This window comes from Tardiphaga sp. 813_E8_N1_3, from assembly GCF_051811025.1.
Lineage (GTDB): Bacteria > Pseudomonadota > Alphaproteobacteria > Rhizobiales > Xanthobacteraceae > Tardiphaga.
The window spans coordinates 1,219,193-1,235,871 of sequence record NZ_JBPWQE010000001.1 but is presented as its reverse complement, the minus strand read 5'-3'; the positions used below and the strand labels follow the sequence as shown (position 1 = coordinate 1,235,871).

General features: G+C 60.5%; 14 protein-coding genes. 4 read left to right on the top strand and 10 right to left on the bottom strand.

Going from position 1 to position 16,679, the window contains the following annotated elements:
* The first annotated feature begins 6 nt into the window (after nucleotides 1-6).
* Nucleotides 7-2,883, top strand: a complete 2,877-nt coding sequence (locus AB8A33_RS05800) for an EAL domain-containing protein (protein ID WP_439091902.1) — start codon at nucleotides 7-9, stop codon at nucleotides 2,881-2,883.
* A 149-nt stretch (nucleotides 2,884-3,032) separates the two neighbouring features.
* Complete coding sequence (locus AB8A33_RS05795) at nucleotides 3,033-4,640, top strand: hypothetical protein (protein WP_439091901.1); 1,608 nt, start codon at nucleotides 3,033-3,035, stop codon at nucleotides 4,638-4,640.
* A gap of 2 nt (nucleotides 4,641-4,642) precedes the next feature.
* Here AB8A33_RS05795 and AB8A33_RS05790 read toward each other — a convergent pair whose 3' ends face one another.
* Entirely contained in the window at nucleotides 4,643-5,281 is a 639-nt protein-coding gene (locus AB8A33_RS05790) for a YqgE/AlgH family protein (protein WP_439091900.1), read from the bottom strand.
* A gap of 154 nt (nucleotides 5,282-5,435) precedes the next feature.
* Here AB8A33_RS05790 and AB8A33_RS05785 point away from each other — a divergent pair, with 154 nt between their 5' ends.
* Nucleotides 5,436-6,263 (top strand): protein-disulfide reductase DsbD domain-containing protein, encoded by an 828-nt coding sequence (locus AB8A33_RS05785; protein ID WP_439091899.1) that lies wholly within the window; start codon nucleotides 5,436-5,438, stop codon nucleotides 6,261-6,263.
* Nucleotides 6,264-6,386: 123 nt separating this feature from the next.
* Nucleotides 6,387-7,754: a flippase gene (locus AB8A33_RS05780; protein ID WP_439095866.1), complete on the top strand. Its 1,368-nt coding sequence runs from the start codon at nucleotides 6,387-6,389 to the stop codon at nucleotides 7,752-7,754.
* A 46-nt stretch (nucleotides 7,755-7,800) separates the two neighbouring features.
* On the opposite strand, the gene AB8A33_RS05775 is transcribed toward AB8A33_RS05780, so the two are convergent.
* The 9 genes from AB8A33_RS05775 to AB8A33_RS05735 all read right to left on the bottom strand — a co-directional run bounded on the left by AB8A33_RS05775 (nucleotide 7,801) and on the right by AB8A33_RS05735 (nucleotide 16,675).
* Entirely contained in the window at nucleotides 7,801-8,589 is a 789-nt protein-coding gene (locus AB8A33_RS05775; protein WP_439091898.1) for a 3-hydroxybutyrate dehydrogenase, read from the bottom strand.
* Nucleotides 8,589-9,785 (bottom strand): DUF3734 domain-containing protein, encoded by a 1,197-nt coding sequence (locus AB8A33_RS05770; protein ID WP_439091897.1) that lies wholly within the window; start codon nucleotides 9,783-9,785, stop codon nucleotides 8,589-8,591. The genes AB8A33_RS05775 and AB8A33_RS05770 overlap by 1 nt, the downstream gene beginning before the upstream one ends.
* Before the next feature lie 111 nt (nucleotides 9,786-9,896).
* Nucleotides 9,897-10,406, bottom strand: a complete 510-nt coding sequence (locus AB8A33_RS05765) for a CAP domain-containing protein (protein WP_439091896.1) — start codon at nucleotides 10,404-10,406, stop codon at nucleotides 9,897-9,899.
* An 83-nt stretch (nucleotides 10,407-10,489) separates the two neighbouring features.
* Nucleotides 10,490-11,530, bottom strand: coding sequence for a sulfate/molybdate ABC transporter ATP-binding protein (locus tag AB8A33_RS05760; RefSeq protein WP_439091895.1), 1,041 nt, complete (start codon nucleotides 11,528-11,530; stop codon nucleotides 10,490-10,492).
* A complete protein-coding gene (gene cysW / locus AB8A33_RS05755) occupies nucleotides 11,520-12,413 on the bottom strand; it encodes a sulfate ABC transporter permease subunit CysW (RefSeq protein WP_439091894.1) in 894 nt (297 codons plus the stop codon). Before cysW ends, AB8A33_RS05760 begins: the two co-directional genes overlap by 11 nt.
* Nucleotides 12,414-12,419: 6 nt before the next feature.
* Nucleotides 12,420-13,256 carry a sulfate ABC transporter permease subunit CysT gene (gene cysT / locus AB8A33_RS05750; RefSeq protein ID WP_439091893.1) on the bottom strand — a complete coding sequence of 279 codons (837 nt, stop codon included), beginning with the start codon at nucleotides 13,254-13,256 and terminating at the stop codon, nucleotides 12,420-12,422.
* A gap of 66 nt (nucleotides 13,257-13,322) precedes the next feature.
* Nucleotides 13,323-14,312: a sulfate ABC transporter substrate-binding protein gene (locus AB8A33_RS05745; protein ID WP_439091892.1), complete on the bottom strand. Its 990-nt coding sequence runs from the start codon at nucleotides 14,310-14,312 to the stop codon at nucleotides 13,323-13,325.
* Nucleotides 14,313-14,520: 208 nt separating this feature from the next.
* Nucleotides 14,521-15,033 carry a DUF934 domain-containing protein gene (locus AB8A33_RS05740; protein ID WP_439091891.1) on the bottom strand — a complete coding sequence of 171 codons (513 nt, stop codon included), beginning with the start codon at nucleotides 15,031-15,033 and terminating at the stop codon, nucleotides 14,521-14,523.
* Nucleotides 15,020-16,675 carry a nitrite/sulfite reductase gene (locus AB8A33_RS05735; protein ID WP_439091890.1) on the bottom strand — a complete coding sequence of 552 codons (1,656 nt, stop codon included), beginning with the start codon at nucleotides 16,673-16,675 and terminating at the stop codon, nucleotides 15,020-15,022. Before AB8A33_RS05735 ends, AB8A33_RS05740 begins: the two co-directional genes overlap by 14 nt.
* Between the last annotated feature and the right edge of the window lie 4 nt (nucleotides 16,676-16,679).

Below are 16,679 nucleotides of genomic sequence, written 5' to 3'. Positions count from 1 at the left end.
ATGACATTGCGTTTGATCAGGTGGCTCGCGCCGCTCGCGCTCGGCCTGATGATTGTTGCTGCCGCAGCACCGGCACAGGCTGTTGACGCTGTCAGCGTCCGCGGTGATGCGCCCGCGATCGATCTCACCGGCATCCTCGAATATCAGCATAGCGACACCGACCGCATCCAGGTCTCCACGGCGCCAGGCACCGACGGCATCGTTCGCCGCATCGAGGTGCGCGGCCGCGAAGCCGGCCAGAACTGGGTGGTGTTTGCGCTCGCCAACAACACCGACGATCAGCTCGATCGTCTGATCGTCGCGCCGCATTATCGCATCGTGTCGTCCGGCCTGCTGTGGCCTGATCTTGGCCTCTCGCGCATTGCGACGATCACGCCGTCAACCGGGGACCGCCCGGAACGTCAGGACAGCGCCACCGCAGATATCTTCCGCGTCACCCTCGATCCCGGAGCCGTCATCACCTTCGTCGCCGAACTGCGCACCAACAAGCTGCCGCAGCTTTATCTGTGGGAGCCGGAAGCCTACAAGGACAAGGTCAACTCGTTCACACTGTACCAGGGCATCGTCATCGGCATCTCCGGCCTGCTGGCGCTGGTGCTGACGATCCTGTTCGTCGTGAAGGGCAGCATCATGTTCCCGGCCGCCGCGGCGCTGGCCTGGGCTGTCCTTGTCTATATCGGCGTCGACTTCGGCTTCTGGGGCAAAGTGCTCGACATGTCCCAGGGCGCCGAGCGCGTCTGGCGCGCTTCGGGCGAAGCGATCCTGGCGGCGACACTGCTGGTGTTCCTGTTTGCCTATCTCAATCTCAGTCGATGGCATGTACGCTACTCGCACATCACGCTCGGCTGGCTGGCCTTCCTCGGTTCTCTCGTAGGTCTGGCGCTGTTCGATCCTGCCGTCGCCTCAGGCATCGCGCGCATCTCGCTGGTGCTGATCGCCTTCGCCGGCTTTGCGCTGATCGTCTATCTCTCCACCCATGGCTTCGACCGCGCGGTGTTGCTGATCCCGACCTGGTTCCTGCTTGTGGTCTGGGTCGTTGCCGCTGGCATGACCGTCGCCGGCAGTGTCACCAATGACATCGTCGGGCCTGCGCTGCTCGGCGGCCTCGTACTGATCGTGATGCTGATCGGCTTCACGGTCATGCAACACGCTTTCGCCGGCGGCGGCGCCACCAATGGCATCGTATCGGACGTCGAGCGCCGCGCGCTGGCGCTGACCGGCTCCGGCGACCTGATCTGGGACTGGGACGTCTCCGCCGACAAAGTGTTCACCTCGCCCGAGACCGAAGCGCTGCTCGGCCTCAAGCGCGGCACGCTGGAAGGCCCTGCCGCAAGCTGGCTCGAAGTGCTCCACCCGCTCGATCAGGATCGCTTCCGGGCGGCGCTGGACAGCGTGCTCGACCAGCGTCGCGGCCGCCTCGTGCAGGACTTCCGCCTGCGCACCCCCGACGGTCACTTCATGTGGTTCGCGCTGAAAGCACGCCCGGTGGTTGGCTCCGACGGCGAAGTGTCACGCGTGGTCGGCACACTCACCGACGTCACCGAGATGAAGAACGCCGAAGAGCGCATGCTGCACGACTCGGTGCATGACAATCTGACTGGCCTGCCGAACCGCAAGCTATTCATCGACCGTCTCAACGCTGTCGCGAACTTTTCCAAGACCGTGCCGACAATGCGGCCGACCATCATGGTGATCGATCTCGATCGTTTCAAACAGGTCAACGATTCCGTCGGCATCGCCGTCGGCGATTCGATCCTTCTGACGCTGGCCCGCCGCCTCACCCGCATCCTCAAGCCGCAGGACACGCTGGCCCGCCTCGCCGGCGACCAGTTCGGCCTGATCCTGATGTCCGAACAGGACGCAGCCAAGATCACCGCCTTTGCCGAGACCATCCGCAAGACCATCCGTGCGCCGATCGCCTTCAACGACCGCGAAATCTTCCTGACCGCATCGATCGGCCTCGCGCTCTCTGACCCCGCAGTGCCCCTCACCGACGAGCTCATCAAGGACGCCGAGCTCGCGATGTATCATTCGAAGCGGATCGGTGGCGACCGCATCGACGTCTACAAGCCGGCAATGCGCGCCCGCAAGACCGACCGCTTGACGCTGGAATCCGAACTGCGCCGCGCCATCGAGCGCCAGGAAATCACCATCCTGTATCAGCCCATCGTGCGGCTGGAAGATCGCTCCATTGCAGGTTTCGAAGCACTGGCGCGCTGGGATCATCCCAAGCTCGGCCGGATGTCACCGTCGGAATTCATCGCGATCGCCGAGGAGATCGGCCTGATCATCGATCTCGGCATGTTCGTGATGGATCAGACAGCACGACAGCTCGCGATCTGGCAGCGCGCGATGCGTTCGCGCGAACCGATTTTCGCCAGCGTCAACGTCTCCTCACGGCAGCTGCTGCGCCACGACCTCCTGCATGACATCCGCACCGTGCTGTCACGCTCGTCGGTCGCTCGTGGCACGCTGAAGCTCGAGCTCACGGAATCGCTGGTGATGGAAAATCCGGAACATGCAGCGCAGATGCTGCACCGGATCCGCGAACTCGGTACGGGTCTTTCGCTCGACGATTTCGGCACCGGCCACTCGTCGCTATCCTATCTGCAGCGCTTCCCGTTCGACACGCTGAAGATCGACCAGTCCTTCGTCCGCACCACCTCGCGCGGCACTCGCCCGGTGATCCTGAAATCCATCATCGCGATGGCCCACGACCTCGGCATGGATGTCGTGGCAGAGGGCGTCGAGACAGATTCGGATGCGGTGGAGATGTATCAGCTCGGCTGCGAATACGCCCAGGGCTTCGCCTTCGGCGAGCCAATGGATGCGGATGCCGCGATGCGCATGCTGACGGAAGAGCGGCTCGAAGCGGCCAGCTGATACGAGCTGGATACCACTCGTAAACCATACCTGCGCACCTGCGACCTCTTGCCCTCTGCAAGGAGAGATTGTGCGAGTTGCATTTAGCAATTAGGCAAGATTCACTCGGTAGGCAAACACCACATTCATCTGTGGTTGCATCGCTCATCGTGACGTCAATTTCCACCCATGAACTGCCATTTCTGGCGGACGCCGCGGCTGCGGCCCCACGTCCCCATGACCGGCTTCGGCCGTTTTTGGTCGTGGCCGGCGCGATGGCGATCGGCGCGGTCTTTGCCGGATGGGCCGGCGAGGATGCCAATTGGGATTGGCAGAATTATCACGAATACAACGTCTGGGCGTTGCTCAATGGCCGTTACGATCACGATGTAATCCCACCAGGCTTCCAGACCCACTTCAACCCGACCATCTACTTCCCTTGGTACTATCTCCGTCACGCCTTGCCGCCGGCTATTGCCGGGATGACCATGGGCGCGGTGCATGGGCTCAACCTCGCGCTGGTCTACTGGCTATCACGGATCGTGCTCGGGCACGCAGCCAATGCGATGACGGTTGTTGCTGCATTGCTGCTGGCTGCGCTGGGGCCGATGACGCTGTCGGAAGTCGGTACCAGTTTTTCCGACATTCTCACTGCGATCCCGATTATCGCCGGGCTGGCGCTGATGCTGGCTACCGATGAGCCGCGACCGATACGTTACGTCGTCGCAGGACTTTTGGTCGGCCTCGCACTCGGCTTCAAACTCACCAACATCGTCTTCGCAATTGGCCTGGCGGGCGCCGCACTTGCCGCGGCACGCCCTCTGGTGGCCGTGACCTGCCTCGCCATCGGCGGCGCTATCGGCACGATCATGACGGGCGGCGTCTGGAGCCTGATGCTGTGGCGTGAATTTGGCAATCCATTTTTTCCGCTGCTGAATAGTCTGTTTCCCTCGCCAGAGATGCGAGAGATTACGTTGCTCGATCGCCAGTTCATTCCGAAGGGAATTCTGGATGGTTTAGCCTATCCGTTTCATTGGCTCGTCGGAAATTTCCGCAGCTCGGAGCTCCCGTTTCGCGACGCACGCTTTGCGATGCTATGCGTGTTGCTCCCGATCGCCTTCATTGCTCAAATGAAGCAAGCACGCGCTATTTTTTTGCGGCGCGACTTGCAACTCCTGATCTTCTTTGTCGCGTCTTATGCGGTCTGGCTGATTTTGTTCTCAATCCAGCGCTATGCCGTCGCACTGGAATTGCTGACCGGGCCACTGATCGTGTTATTGCTGGTACGCATCGTCACGGCATTCCGCTCGACCCCCACGCATCCTGTCGGCCAACACGTAAGCCGCTCGATCTTCATCATTGCAGCGATCACCGCTGCATGGTCGCAGCCAACCGACTGGTGGCGACGACCATGGTCAAATCCATACGCGCCAGTGATTTCATCGCGACTTTCGCAGCCCGCGACCTATCTGTTGCTCGACAAGCCGCTGGCTTTCGTCGCACCACTCCTGCCCGCTGGATCCCGCTTTTACACGATTGCCGATCTCGCTTTGCCGATCCTGCCTGCCGGCAAATACGATAATCGCATCCGAGCGGGTTTGAAGGAGCCGTTGCCCGGCGGCGTGTGGGAGATGCACATCAAAGGGCGGCCGTTCCGTGCAGAAGCACTGGCTGCCTATGACCTGATGATCGATACGTCGCAGCCCTGCGTGGAGATCGAAGGTGCCCAACTGGGCTCCACCAACGTGGCGTGTCCGTTGCGCTCCACCGGCTCCTGACGTCAGGCGTGTCCGGCCTCGGCCGACAACATCCCCGGGGCGATCCCGATCTTCTGCAGCGCGCGAAGATACTTCTCCTCGACATCGCCGCCGAAGATGAGATCCTCATCAGCCGCGCAATGCAGCCACCCATTGCCCTGGATTTCGTCTTCCAGCTGCCCCGGCGCCCAGCCGGCATAGCCCAGCGCGAGGATCGCGTGCTTGGGTCCACCGCCATTGGCGATGGCGCGCAGGATATCCACGGTCGCCGTGAGGCAGACGCCATCGTCGATCGGTAGCGTCGCGTCCTTGATGAAGAAATCGCTGGAATGCAGCACGAAACCGCGGCCGGTCTCGACCGGGCCACCCTTCAGCACTTTCATGCTTTCGGCGCTTTCCGGGAGCTTGATGCCGTCGGACTTTTCGATGATGTCCAGTTGAACCAGCAATTCGGGAAAATCGATGCTCCCTGCAGGCCGATTGACAATGATGCCCATGGCACCTTCCGACGAATGCGCACAGACATAAATCACCGAACGGGCGAAGCGCTCGTCTTCCATCACAGGCATGGCGATCAGCAACTGCCCATCGAGGTAGTTGCCAGTGTCGCCGACGCTGGATTTCGCGCGACTTTTCCGGGGGCGCTTGCGAGTGGGTTCCATCAGCAAACCGCTCTCATTTCGTTGCTTATCCTGATATTGGGTCTGGGTTCTGTCAATCAGCCATCCGCAACGCATACGAAAACCGGATCACAAGCAGTTCAATAGCTTAAGACAGGTTTGGCTTTATGACAGGCCCACCCTGTAAGGACGCCCGATGACCGCATCTGTTCCGCATCACATTGTCGCTGTCTGCGCCGCGGGCCTGCTCCTCACCTGCACCGCGCAGGCGGAGGACACCTCACCTTGGCAGATAGACAGTCATTCGCAGATCAGGCTTGTGGCAGGCTCGCGTAGCGGTCCCGTAATGCTGGGGGGTATCGCCATCCAGCTGCAGCCCGGCTGGCACACCTATTGGCGCAATCCCGGTGATTCCGGGGTCCCGCCGCGCTTCGATTTCTCCAAATCGGAGAACCTGGATACCGTTACCATCCTGTGGCCGGCCCCGAAAAAATTCGAGGATGGCGCCGGTGGCCTGTCGCTGGGCTATGTGAAACAGGTGGTGTTGCCAATGCGGGTGATCGCCAAGGACCCCGGCAAGCCGGTGATTCTCCGTGCGGCGATCAATTACGCGGTCTGCGACAAACTATGCATTCCGGTCGACGCCAATGCCGAACTCGCTTTTACCAGCGTGGCCAGCACTGAAGACGGCGCGCTGACCGCGGCGCTCGATACCGTGCCGAAGCCAGCGACCATGGGCGACTCCGGTCCGCTGACGGTGCGCGACCTCAAGCGCGAGGGCAAGAATGTGTTCGTCGACGTCGTTGCGCCAGAGGGCAGCGAACCCAACCTGTTCGTCGAGGGACCTACCCCGGAATGGGCACTGCCGATCCCGAAACTCGAGGCCAAGAGCCCGCCGGGCGTGAAGCGCTTCAGCTTCGAACTCGATGGCGTGCCGCCGGGCGCCACGACCGACGGCGCAGCGCTGAAACTGACGCTGGTCGGCACCGACCGGGCGTATGAGTTCAACGTCAACCTGCCCTGATACCGCTCGCGCGTGACCTGTTCCGCGCAACCTGTACATCTCCATCCAACCGGATGTTAACGACTGCTTGCTACGCAAGACCCCTGCCGCATGCCTGCGGCTGAGGACATTGTTGTGGCCGTGATGGACGCAGAAGCCGCACCCGCAAGCGCGCCCACCGGCCTCAAGGCCAGGCTGCGCGCGCTGTTCACCGGCACGGGTGAAGCCTCGCTGACACGTCGCCTTGCAGGCACCATCTTCCTCATCCGCGTCATCTCGGCCGGCCTCGCTTACTTCTCGCAGATCCTGCTGGCGCGCTGGATGGGCACGTCGGATTACGGCATCTATGTCTATGTCTGGACTTGGGTACTGCTGCTCGGCTCGATGATGGATTTCGGCATCGCCGCTTCGGCCCAGAAGATCATCCCGGAATATCGCGCCAGCGGCGACCACGCGCGGTTGAGGGGCTTTCTCTCCGGCAGCCGCTGGATGACCGGCATCGTCTCGGTGATCGTCTCGCTGCTGCTCGCTGGCCTCGTCAAACTCATCTCGCCATGGATCGACGCCGACACGGTGGTGCCGCTCTATTTGGGCTGCCTGACACTGCCGGCCTTCGTCGTTGCCAACACGCAAGATGGTATCGCGCGCTCCCATGACTGGATGCGCCTCGGCCTGATGCCGCAATTCATCATCCGCCAGGCGCTCATCATCGGCTTCACCGCCGGCGCCTTCGCACTGGGCTTTAAGCTCGGTGCGACCATCGCGATGCTGGCCAGCGTCGCGGCAGTGTGGGTTGCGATGATCGGCCAGATGATCGTACTCAATCGCCGCCTCGCGGCGCATATCGAACCCGGCCCGAAGGCCTACGACTATCGTGGCTGGCTTGCGGTATCCCTGCCGATCCTGCTGGTCGAGAGCTTCTATCTGCTGCTGTCCTACACCGACGTGCTGGTGCTGCGGCAATTCGTCTCATCCGACGAAGTCGGTGTGTATTTCGCCGTCGTAAAAACCTTGGCGCTGGTGTCGTTCATTCACTATGCGATGTCGGCGACAACGGCGCATCGATTCACTGAATATCACGCGGCCGGCGACAAGGATCGCCTCGCCGCCTATGTAACGCATGCCATCAAGTGGACGTTCTGGCCGTCGCTCGGCGCCACGCTGATCCTGCTCGCTCTGGGCAAGCCGCTGCTGTGGCTGTTCGGTCCGCAATTCACCAGCGGTTACGACATCATGTTCATCGCCGCCATCGGCCTGGTCGTGCGCGCTGCTATCGGCCCGGTCGAGCGGCTGCTCAACATGCTCGGCCACCAGCACATCTGTGCCGTAGCCTATGCATCGGCTTTCGTGATGAACCTGGTCCTGTGTCTCGTGCTGGTCCCAAAATTCGGCGGCCATGGCGCCGCAGCTGCGACATCGATTGCGCTGACCTTCGAGACGATCCTGCTGTTCTGGATCGTGCGCCAGCGCCTCGGGCTGCACGTGCTGGCGTTCGGGAAGCGTTCTTCCTAAGCCTCTCCCCGCAACAGGCAGGGAGAGGTCGAAGAAACCTTGCGGGTTACTCCGCCGTCCAGCCACCATCGATCGACAGGTTAGTGCCTGTGATCTGCGCGGCATCGTCACCGCACAGAAACAGCGCCAGCGCAGCGACCTGCTCGGACGTCACGAATTCCTTCGTGGGCTGGGCTGCCAGCAGCACGTCATGAATGACCTGCTCCTTGGTGAGACCACGCGCCTTCATGGTGTCGGGAATCTGTTTCTCCACCAGCGGCGTCCAGACATAGCCGGGCGAGATGCAATTACAGGTGATCTTGTGGGTCGCGACTTCCAGCGCAACGGTCTTGGTCAGGCCGGCGATGCCGTGCTTGGCGGAGACATAGGCCGACTTGAATGGCGAGGCGACCAGCGAATGCGCCGAGGCGGTGTTGATGATGCGGCCCCAGCCGCGCTTCTTCATGCCTGGCACGACAGCGCGGATACCGTGGAAGGCCGATGACAGATTGATGGCGATGATCGCGTCCCACTTCTCGATCGGGAAATCCTCGATCGGGGAGACGAACTGGATGCCGGCATTGTTGACCAGAATATCCACCGATCCATACGTCTTCTCGCCAAGCGCGATCATCTCGGCGATTTCCGCGGGCTTGGTCATGTCGGCGGGCGAATGGATCGCCTTGACCTTGAAGTCGTTCTCGATCGCCGCGCGTTCCTTCTCGATGTCAGCGGGAGCGCCCATGCCGTTGATGACGATATTGGCGCCTGCGCTTGCAAAAGCGCGCGCATAAGCGAGGCCGATGCCGCTGGTCGAACCGGTGACGACGGCGGTCTTGCCCGTGAGATTAGCCATTACTTGCTCCTGTTGGACGTCAAATGCTGCGGAATGTCATTGTAATCGTCGGCGGTGAGCGCATGGGTCACCATCGATTCATCGGATTGCGGTCGCTCGAACCAGTCCTTGTGCCGCATCGAGAGGAATACGTCGCGCTCGCCGGCGTTCCAGTGTTCGACCATGCCGATGCGCGAGAAATTGTAGTCCTTCGACGACGACTCGTAATTCTTGCTCGTATAGATCAGATGCACCACCGTGACGGTATTTTCCTTGGCGGCTTCCGACAACAGCGCCACTCCGGGATCCTGCTTCAATTCTGCCGGCAATTTAACAATCAGATCACGCAGCGCCTTGCGGATGTTGTGGATCTTCTTGTTCTTGTCCGTATTCATGCGAGTACGGCTGGAATAGCGAATGTCCTTTTCGCGTTCCTGCGCTTCCAGGATCGATTGCGGCAATGGCCCGCGCGCGCTGAACAGATCGACCTGAAAGATCAGCAGATCGCTGGTGACGTCATCCAATACGAAATCCAGCGGTGTGTTGGAGGCGATGCCGCCATCCCAGAAATGCTCGCCATCGATCACGATCGATGGAAAGCCCGGCGGCAACGCGCCGGAGGCCATGATGTGCTCGGGCTCGATCCTTTTGCGATCTTTCTTGAAGAGCGTGTTGTCGAAATAGGTGAAGTTACCGGTGGTCACGCTCACGGCGCCAACGCTTAGCCGGGTCTTGCAATCGTTGAGACGATCAAAGTCGACCAGCCGTTCCAGCGTCGCCTTCAGCGGCGCGGTGTCGTAATAGCTCTGCGACTGCGGACTGCCGGGCGGCCACAGCGGTGCGGGCGGAATCCGTGGCACAAAAAAACCTGGCACGCCGAATGTAGCAATGACAGCGGCGCCTGCCTCATAAAAATAAGAGCGCGCACGGTCATCCGTCAGCATCGGGCTCCAGGGGACCGGCGATGCCGCCATCTCCCAGAATTCCTTGAGTTTGCCAATCCGCTTGTCGCGCTCATTGCCCGCGATGATCGCCGCGTTGATGGCACCGATGGAGATGCCAGCCACCCATTCCGGCTCGAAATCGTGATGACACAGCGCCTCATAGGCGCCGGCCTGATAGGAGCCAAGCGCGCCGCCCCCTTGCAGCACCAGAACACGCTTGGCCTCGGCGGGTTTGGTGGTAGCGCTGGATTGAGGCTGATCGGACATATCCATGGGGACCACTCGATCCTGTCGGCAACGGGAACCATACCGTGGCGCTCCCTTGCCGCGGCGTCAATCATAGATGGTGCGGAGCACCATCACGCTTCAGCTATCCTGAATGGTCTATTTGGAATCCGTCGATGCCAGGATCATGGTCCAGAACACCTTGTATTTGGTGTTGGGAGCGTAGATCGCGGCGATGCCCAGTTTTGTGACACCGGACTTCAACATATTGGCGCGATGCGGCGGCGAGTCCCGCCAGCCAGAAAAGGCCTCCGCCATGGTGTGATAGCCGGCCGAGACATTCTCGACAGCCAGGGTGGCCGGATAACCGCCAGCATTCAAACGCTTGGCCAACGGTGCCTTAACGTCGTGATCAAGCTTATTCCGTTTCGCCATGGCGGTGGATTGGTCTTCTGCCAGCGCCATCAATGCGGGATCGACCACAACCGGCCCGAGACCGTTGTTCTGCCGATACAGCGAGATCATCGAGGCTGCGGCCATCGGATCGAGCTTGGCGCCGCCGTTGGCCATGCTGAGATACATGGTGGGCTGGTCCGGCACAGTATCGACGGTCCCCGCGCACCCTGCCAGCAACAGAAATCCCACACTGGCCAGAGCCACCCGCTTCATCGGCAATCCCCCAAATCAAGGGGCCGTTGTTGCACACCAACCGTGGCTGAAAGGTGAACGGACGGGATTTTAGAAAACGCCAGTCACTCCTGCCCAGCAAAGATCCGGTAGCGCCGCGGCTGCAGGCTGATCGCATCGCCCGTGGTGAGCGGACGGTCGCGCGGGGCATCGATCTCCACCAGCGTATCATCGCCGGACAACGCGATGTCGGCGCGCTGGATCGGGCCGAAGGTGCGGACGCGGCGCACGGTGCCTTCGAGGGCTCCCTCGCCGAGCGGACCGATCTGCATGTCGTGACGACGAACAAACAATTTCGACGGTCCGCTTGCACTGCCCGCATCGATGTTGAGCGGGCGATGGCCGAGCTTCACCTGGCCATCGCTTACATCGACTGGAAGCACGATCGATTCACCTATGAATGAGTGCACGAAAGCCGTCGCCGGATTATCGTAAACGTCGCCAGGCGTACCGATCTGTTCGATCTTGCCCTTGTCCATCACCACCACGCGATTGGCGACTTCGAGCGCTTCCTCCTGGTCATGCGTGACGAAGATCGAGGTGACGTGGATTTCCTCGTGCAACGTGCGCAGCCACTGCCGCAACTCCTTGCGGACCTTGGCATCGAGCGCACCGAACGGCTCGTCGAGCAGCAGAATGCGCGGCTCGATGGCGAGCGCGCGCGCCAGCGCAATACGCTGCCGCTGGCCGCCCGAGAGCTGGCTGGGATAGCGATTGGCGAGCCAGTCGAGCTGCACGAGATCGAGAAGCTCCTTCACCCGCGCGCGGATCTGCGCTTCGCTCTTGCGCACGGCGCGCGGCTGCACGCGCAGGCCGAAGGCCACGTTCTCAAACACGCTCATATGGCGAAACAGCGCATAGTGCTGGAATACGAAACCGACGTGACGCTCGCCGGCGCCGCGCGCCAATGCGTTCTCGCCGTCGAACGAGACTTCGCCGGCATCCGGCCAATCAAGCCCTGCGATAATTCGTAGCAATGACGTCTTGCCGGAACCGGACGGTCCGAGCAGCGCGAGCAACTCGCCATCCGCGACCCGGAGGTCGACATTATCCAGCGCCTTGAAGGCACCGTACTGCTTTACGATATTGCGAACTTCAATCGTCACGGGGCAGCTGTCCTTCTTCGATCTGGCCTTCGAGGATGGTCTTTGCGATCAGCGTCACGAGCGCCAGCAGAGCCAGCAGTGACGCGATCGCGAACGACGCCACCAGTTGATATTCGTTATACAGGATTTCCACCAGCAGCGGCATGGTGTTGGTCTCGCCGCGAATGTGACCCGACACCACCGAAACCGCGCCAAACTCACCCATTGCCCGCGCATTACACAACAGCACACCGTAGAGCAGGCCCCATTTGATGTTGGGGAGCGTCACCACAATAAAGGTACGCCAGCCACTCGCCCCCAGCGAGATCGCAGCCTCTTCCTCCTGCGATCCTTGTTCCTGCATCAGAGGAATCAATTCCCGGGCAACGAACGGGAAGGTGACGAAGGTGGTCGCCAGTACGATCGCCGGTACGGCAAACAGAATGTTGATGCCATGCGACATCAGCCATGGCCCAAAGAAACCCTGCGCACCAAACAGCAGCACGAATACCAGACCGGAGATAACGGGGCTGACCGAGAACGGCAGATCGATCAGGGTGACCAGCAAGGTCTTGCCCCTGAATTCGAATTTGGCCACCGCCCAGGCGGCGGCAACGCCGAATACCAGATTGAGGCTGACCGAGATCACCGCTGTGATCAGCGTCAGCCAGATTGCCGAGAGCGCCTCGGGATCTGCCAAGGCCGCCAAATAGAACCCGACGCCTTTGGACAATGCCTCCGAGAATACCAAAATCAGCGGCAAGACCACGAACACTGTCAGGAACATCACTGCGACACCGATAATGATGCCGCGCACGAGCCATGGCTCGGTATGCAGGTCCTGTCGTGCCACGGACTGGGCGCGCTCCACGGTGACTGGCGAATTGATAATTGTAATGGTCATGTCAGGTCAACTCACGGCCAGCGCGCGGGTCTGTGCCCAGCGCTGCAGCCGATTAAGCAGGAAGATGATCAGGAATGAGAAGACCAGCATCACCACCGCGATCGCCGTCGCATCGGCATAGCGGAATTCTGACAGCCGGATGACGATCAAGAGCGGCGCGATCTCCGACACATTTGGAAGGTTGCCGGCGATGAAGATCACGGAGCCATATTCGCCAACGGCGCGGGCGAACGCCAGCGCGAAGCCGGTGAGGATGGCCGGCGTGAGGCTGGGAATAATGACCCGGGTGATGGTTTGCCAGCGAGAGGCACCAAGACAGGCAGCGGCCTCTTCGATCTCGACATCAAGGTCGATCAGCACCGGCTGCACGGTCCGCACCACGAAGGGAATGCCAATGAAGACCATCGCCAGGAAAATTCCGAGCGGCGTAAACGCCACCTTGATGCCGAGCGACGCCAGCGGCGCCCCGAGCCATCCGTTCTGCGCGAACAACGTCGTCAGCGCGATGCCTGCCACTGCAGTGGGCAGGGCGAACGGGATATCGACAATGGCATCAAACAGCCGGCGACCGGGAAACCGGTAGCGCACCAGGGCCCAGACGATAATCAGGCCAGCGACCAGATTGACCAGCGCAGCCGCGAAGGCCAATCCGAACGAAATCCTGAGCGCGTGTAATGTGCGGTTGCTGGTGACGGTATCGATGAACTGCGAGAGGCTGAGATCCGTTGTCTTGATGAACAACCCGGCCAGCGGGATCAGAATCAAAAGCGACAGCCATGTCAGGGTCAGGCCCATGCTCAGGCCGAACCCCGGCAACGAACTTCGTTTAGGTGCCGCGCTCACAATGTCCCCTTGCTTTGGTAAAAGCCCCAGACCGGCGTACCGATCTGGGTGTTTCGCTGCGAACGATTAGTTCTTGTAGATCTTGTCGAACACGCCGCCGTCGGCAAAGTGCTCGCTCTGCGCCTTGGTCCAACCTCCGAACACGTCGTCGATCGTAAACAGATCGACCTTGGCGAAGGAAGCTTCATGCTTCTTGGCAATATCGGCATCACGCGGACGGTAGAAATTGCGTGCGGCGATCTCCTGACCTTCCTTGGTGTACCAGTATTTCAGATAGGCCTCGGCAGCGGCTTTGGTACCCTTTTTGTCGGTGACGGTATCAACGACGGCGACCGGCGGTTCGGCGAGAATTGAAATCGACGGCGCCACGATCTCGAACTTGTCCTTGCCGAATTCCTGGATTGCCAGATATGCCTCGTTTTCCCAGGCCAGCAAGACATCGCCGACGCCGCGCTGGACGAAGGTGATGGTCGAGCCACGTGCGCCGGTATCGAGAACCGGAACGTTCTTGAAGATATTACCGACGAATTCCTTCGCTTTGTCCTGCGATCCATATTTCTTCAGAGCATAGCCCCAGGCGCCGAGATAGTTCCAGCGCGCGCCGCCAGAAGTCTTCGGATTCGGCGTGATAACGCTGACGCCGCTCTTGATCAGATCGTCCCAGTCCTTGATGGCCTTGGGGTTACCCTTGCGCACCAGGAACACGATGGTCGACGTATAGGGTGACGAATTCTGCGCCAGGCGCTTCTGCCAGTCCTTGGCCAGCAGGCCCTTATTGGCGATTGCATCGATGTCATAGGCGAGCGCGAGGGTGACCACATCGGCTTGCAGACCATCGATCACAGAGCGCGCCTGCGCCCCCGAGCCACCATGCGACTGCTTGATCTCGATGCTCTTGCCGGTTTCTTTCTGATACGTAGCAGCGAACGATTTGTTGAAATCAACATAGAGCTCACGCGTCGGGTCATATGACACGTTGAGCAGCGAAATGTCTGCCGCATGCGCCGATGTTGCAATTAAGAGACCCGCAATAACGGGAAGAATACGACGGACCATTTTGATCTCCATCCAACCTCGCAACACGATCGTCATGAGGTGGGGGGCAAAATCTTGAAGAAGCACCGCTAAGTCAACGAAACCAGATTCCAATGTTGGCGGCATGACGGCAGCAATGTGCTATGAATATGCCTTCGCACGGATACCGTATCGCGCGCTGGTTATTTGTCATCAACCAACGCTGCGAAAGCCGTCAGCATGCGGCGAATTAGCGCGCGTTCTCCGCGTGGCGCAACTGCATGCGCTGATGCAGCGCCGTAACGCGGCCATCGCCGGTGGGCTGATAGAACACCGTGTAGCGCTTCACCGTGGCAGCGAAGGCTTCCGCATCGGCATCCTTCTTCACCTCGAATGAATCGAAACCGGCGCGCAGCATGATGACGAACTGGTCGCGCAACACCTGGCCGGTTGCTCGTAATTCGCCCTTGTATTTGTAGCGCTCGCGCAACAAACGCGCCTGGCTGTAGGCACGGCCGTCACGAAACGACGGAAAAACCAGCGCGACCACCGCAAGCTTGTCGAGATAAGGCACCAGCTCTTCCGGATCGCGGTTGTTCGGCCAGATCACGCCGGTCGGGCTGCCGCGCTTCAGCAGCGCCTCCGGATCGGTGAAAAAACGCGCGGCCGGAATCAACGCCGCGCGGTCGACCGGAATCTCCGCATCGTCGGCTACTTGAATATAGCCGTCGGCAACGATTTTGCCTTGCTTAACGAGTGGCATAAACGCGCTCCTTGAACGGCTCGACGCCGAGGCGTTCGACAGTCTGGACAAACAATTCATCCGGCCGAGCACGCAGTGCCAGGTAGGCTTCGACGATATCCTCAATGACGTCAGCGACCTCGGCAAAAGGCACTGCCGGTCCGATCAGCGTGCCGACCACGGCATGCTCGTCGGCACGGCCGCCGATGGTGATCTGGAAGAATTCCTCGCTATTCTTCTCGACACCGAGAATGCCGATATGGCCGACATGGTGATGGCCGCAGGCATTGATGCAGCCGGAGATGTTGATATGCAGCCGACCGATCAGCTCCGCGAGATCGTTATTGGCGAAACGCCGCGTCAATTCCTGCGCGATCGGGATCGATCGCGTATTGGCCAGCGAGCAGTAATCCAAGCCAGGGCACGCGATAATGTCGGTGACCAGATTGACGTTCGGCGTGGCCAGACCGAGCTTGTCGAGCTGCCGCCACAGTGCGGGCAGATCACGCTTGGCCACACTCGGCAGCGCCAGATTTTGCTCATGGCCCACGCGGATTTCGCCGAAGGAATATTTGTCGGCAAGATCGGCAACCGCATCCATCTGGTCGGCCGTGGCATCGCCGGGCGGGCCGCCCACCGGCTTCAACGACAATGTCACGATGGCGTAGCCGGTCCGCTGATGCGGCGCGACCGAGTTCTTGAGCCAGCGTGCAAAATGCGGATCGGCCGACGCGGCCGTTAACTCGTCCGGCGCATCGGAGAGCTTCTGATAGTGCGGATAGCTGAAGCGCGAGCGGATATCCTCGACAACCTCGTTGTCCAGCGTCAGCGCACTGTCGCGCGTCGCCAGCCACTCATCCTCAACTTCGGCGGCGAACTTCTCGATGCCTAGCTCATGAACCAGAATCTTGATGCGCGCCTTGTAGATATTGTCGCGGCGGCCATACTGATTATAGACGCGCAGAATGGACTCAACGTAGCTCAAAATGTCGCGGCCGTGCACGAATGGCTTGATCACCTTGCCGATGAATGGCGTGCGACCGAGGCCACCGCCGACCAACACTTCGAAGCCAGTCTCGCCGGCCTCGTTCTTGTGAATTCGCAGGCCAATGTCATGCACCTTGATCGCCGCGCGATCATGAGCCGACGCAGTGATCGCAATCTTGAACTTCCGTGGCAGGAACGAGAATTCCGGATGCATGGTCGAATACTGCCGCAGCAATTCCGCCCAGATGCGTGGATCCTCGACCTCGCCCGGCGCGACACCTGCCCATTGATCGGTGGTGACATTGCGCATGCAATTGCCCGAGGTCTGCATCGCGTGGATGCCGACCGAAGCGAGATCTTCCAGCGCATCCGGCAGGTCTGACAGCTTGATCCAGTTGTACTGGATGTTCTGCCGTGTGGTGAAGTGGCCATAGCCGCGGTCATAGCGTCGCGCCACATGCGCCATCTTGCGCAGTTGCGGCGATGATAGCGTGCCATAAGGAATGGCGACACGGAACATATAGGCGTGAAGCTGAAGATAGACGCCGTTCATCAACCGCAGCATCTTGAACTCATCTTCGGTGAGTTCACCTGCGAGGCGGCGCTTCACCTGATCGCGGAATTCCGAGACACGCTCGTTGATCAGCGTGCGATCGATTTCATCATAAGCATACATAATT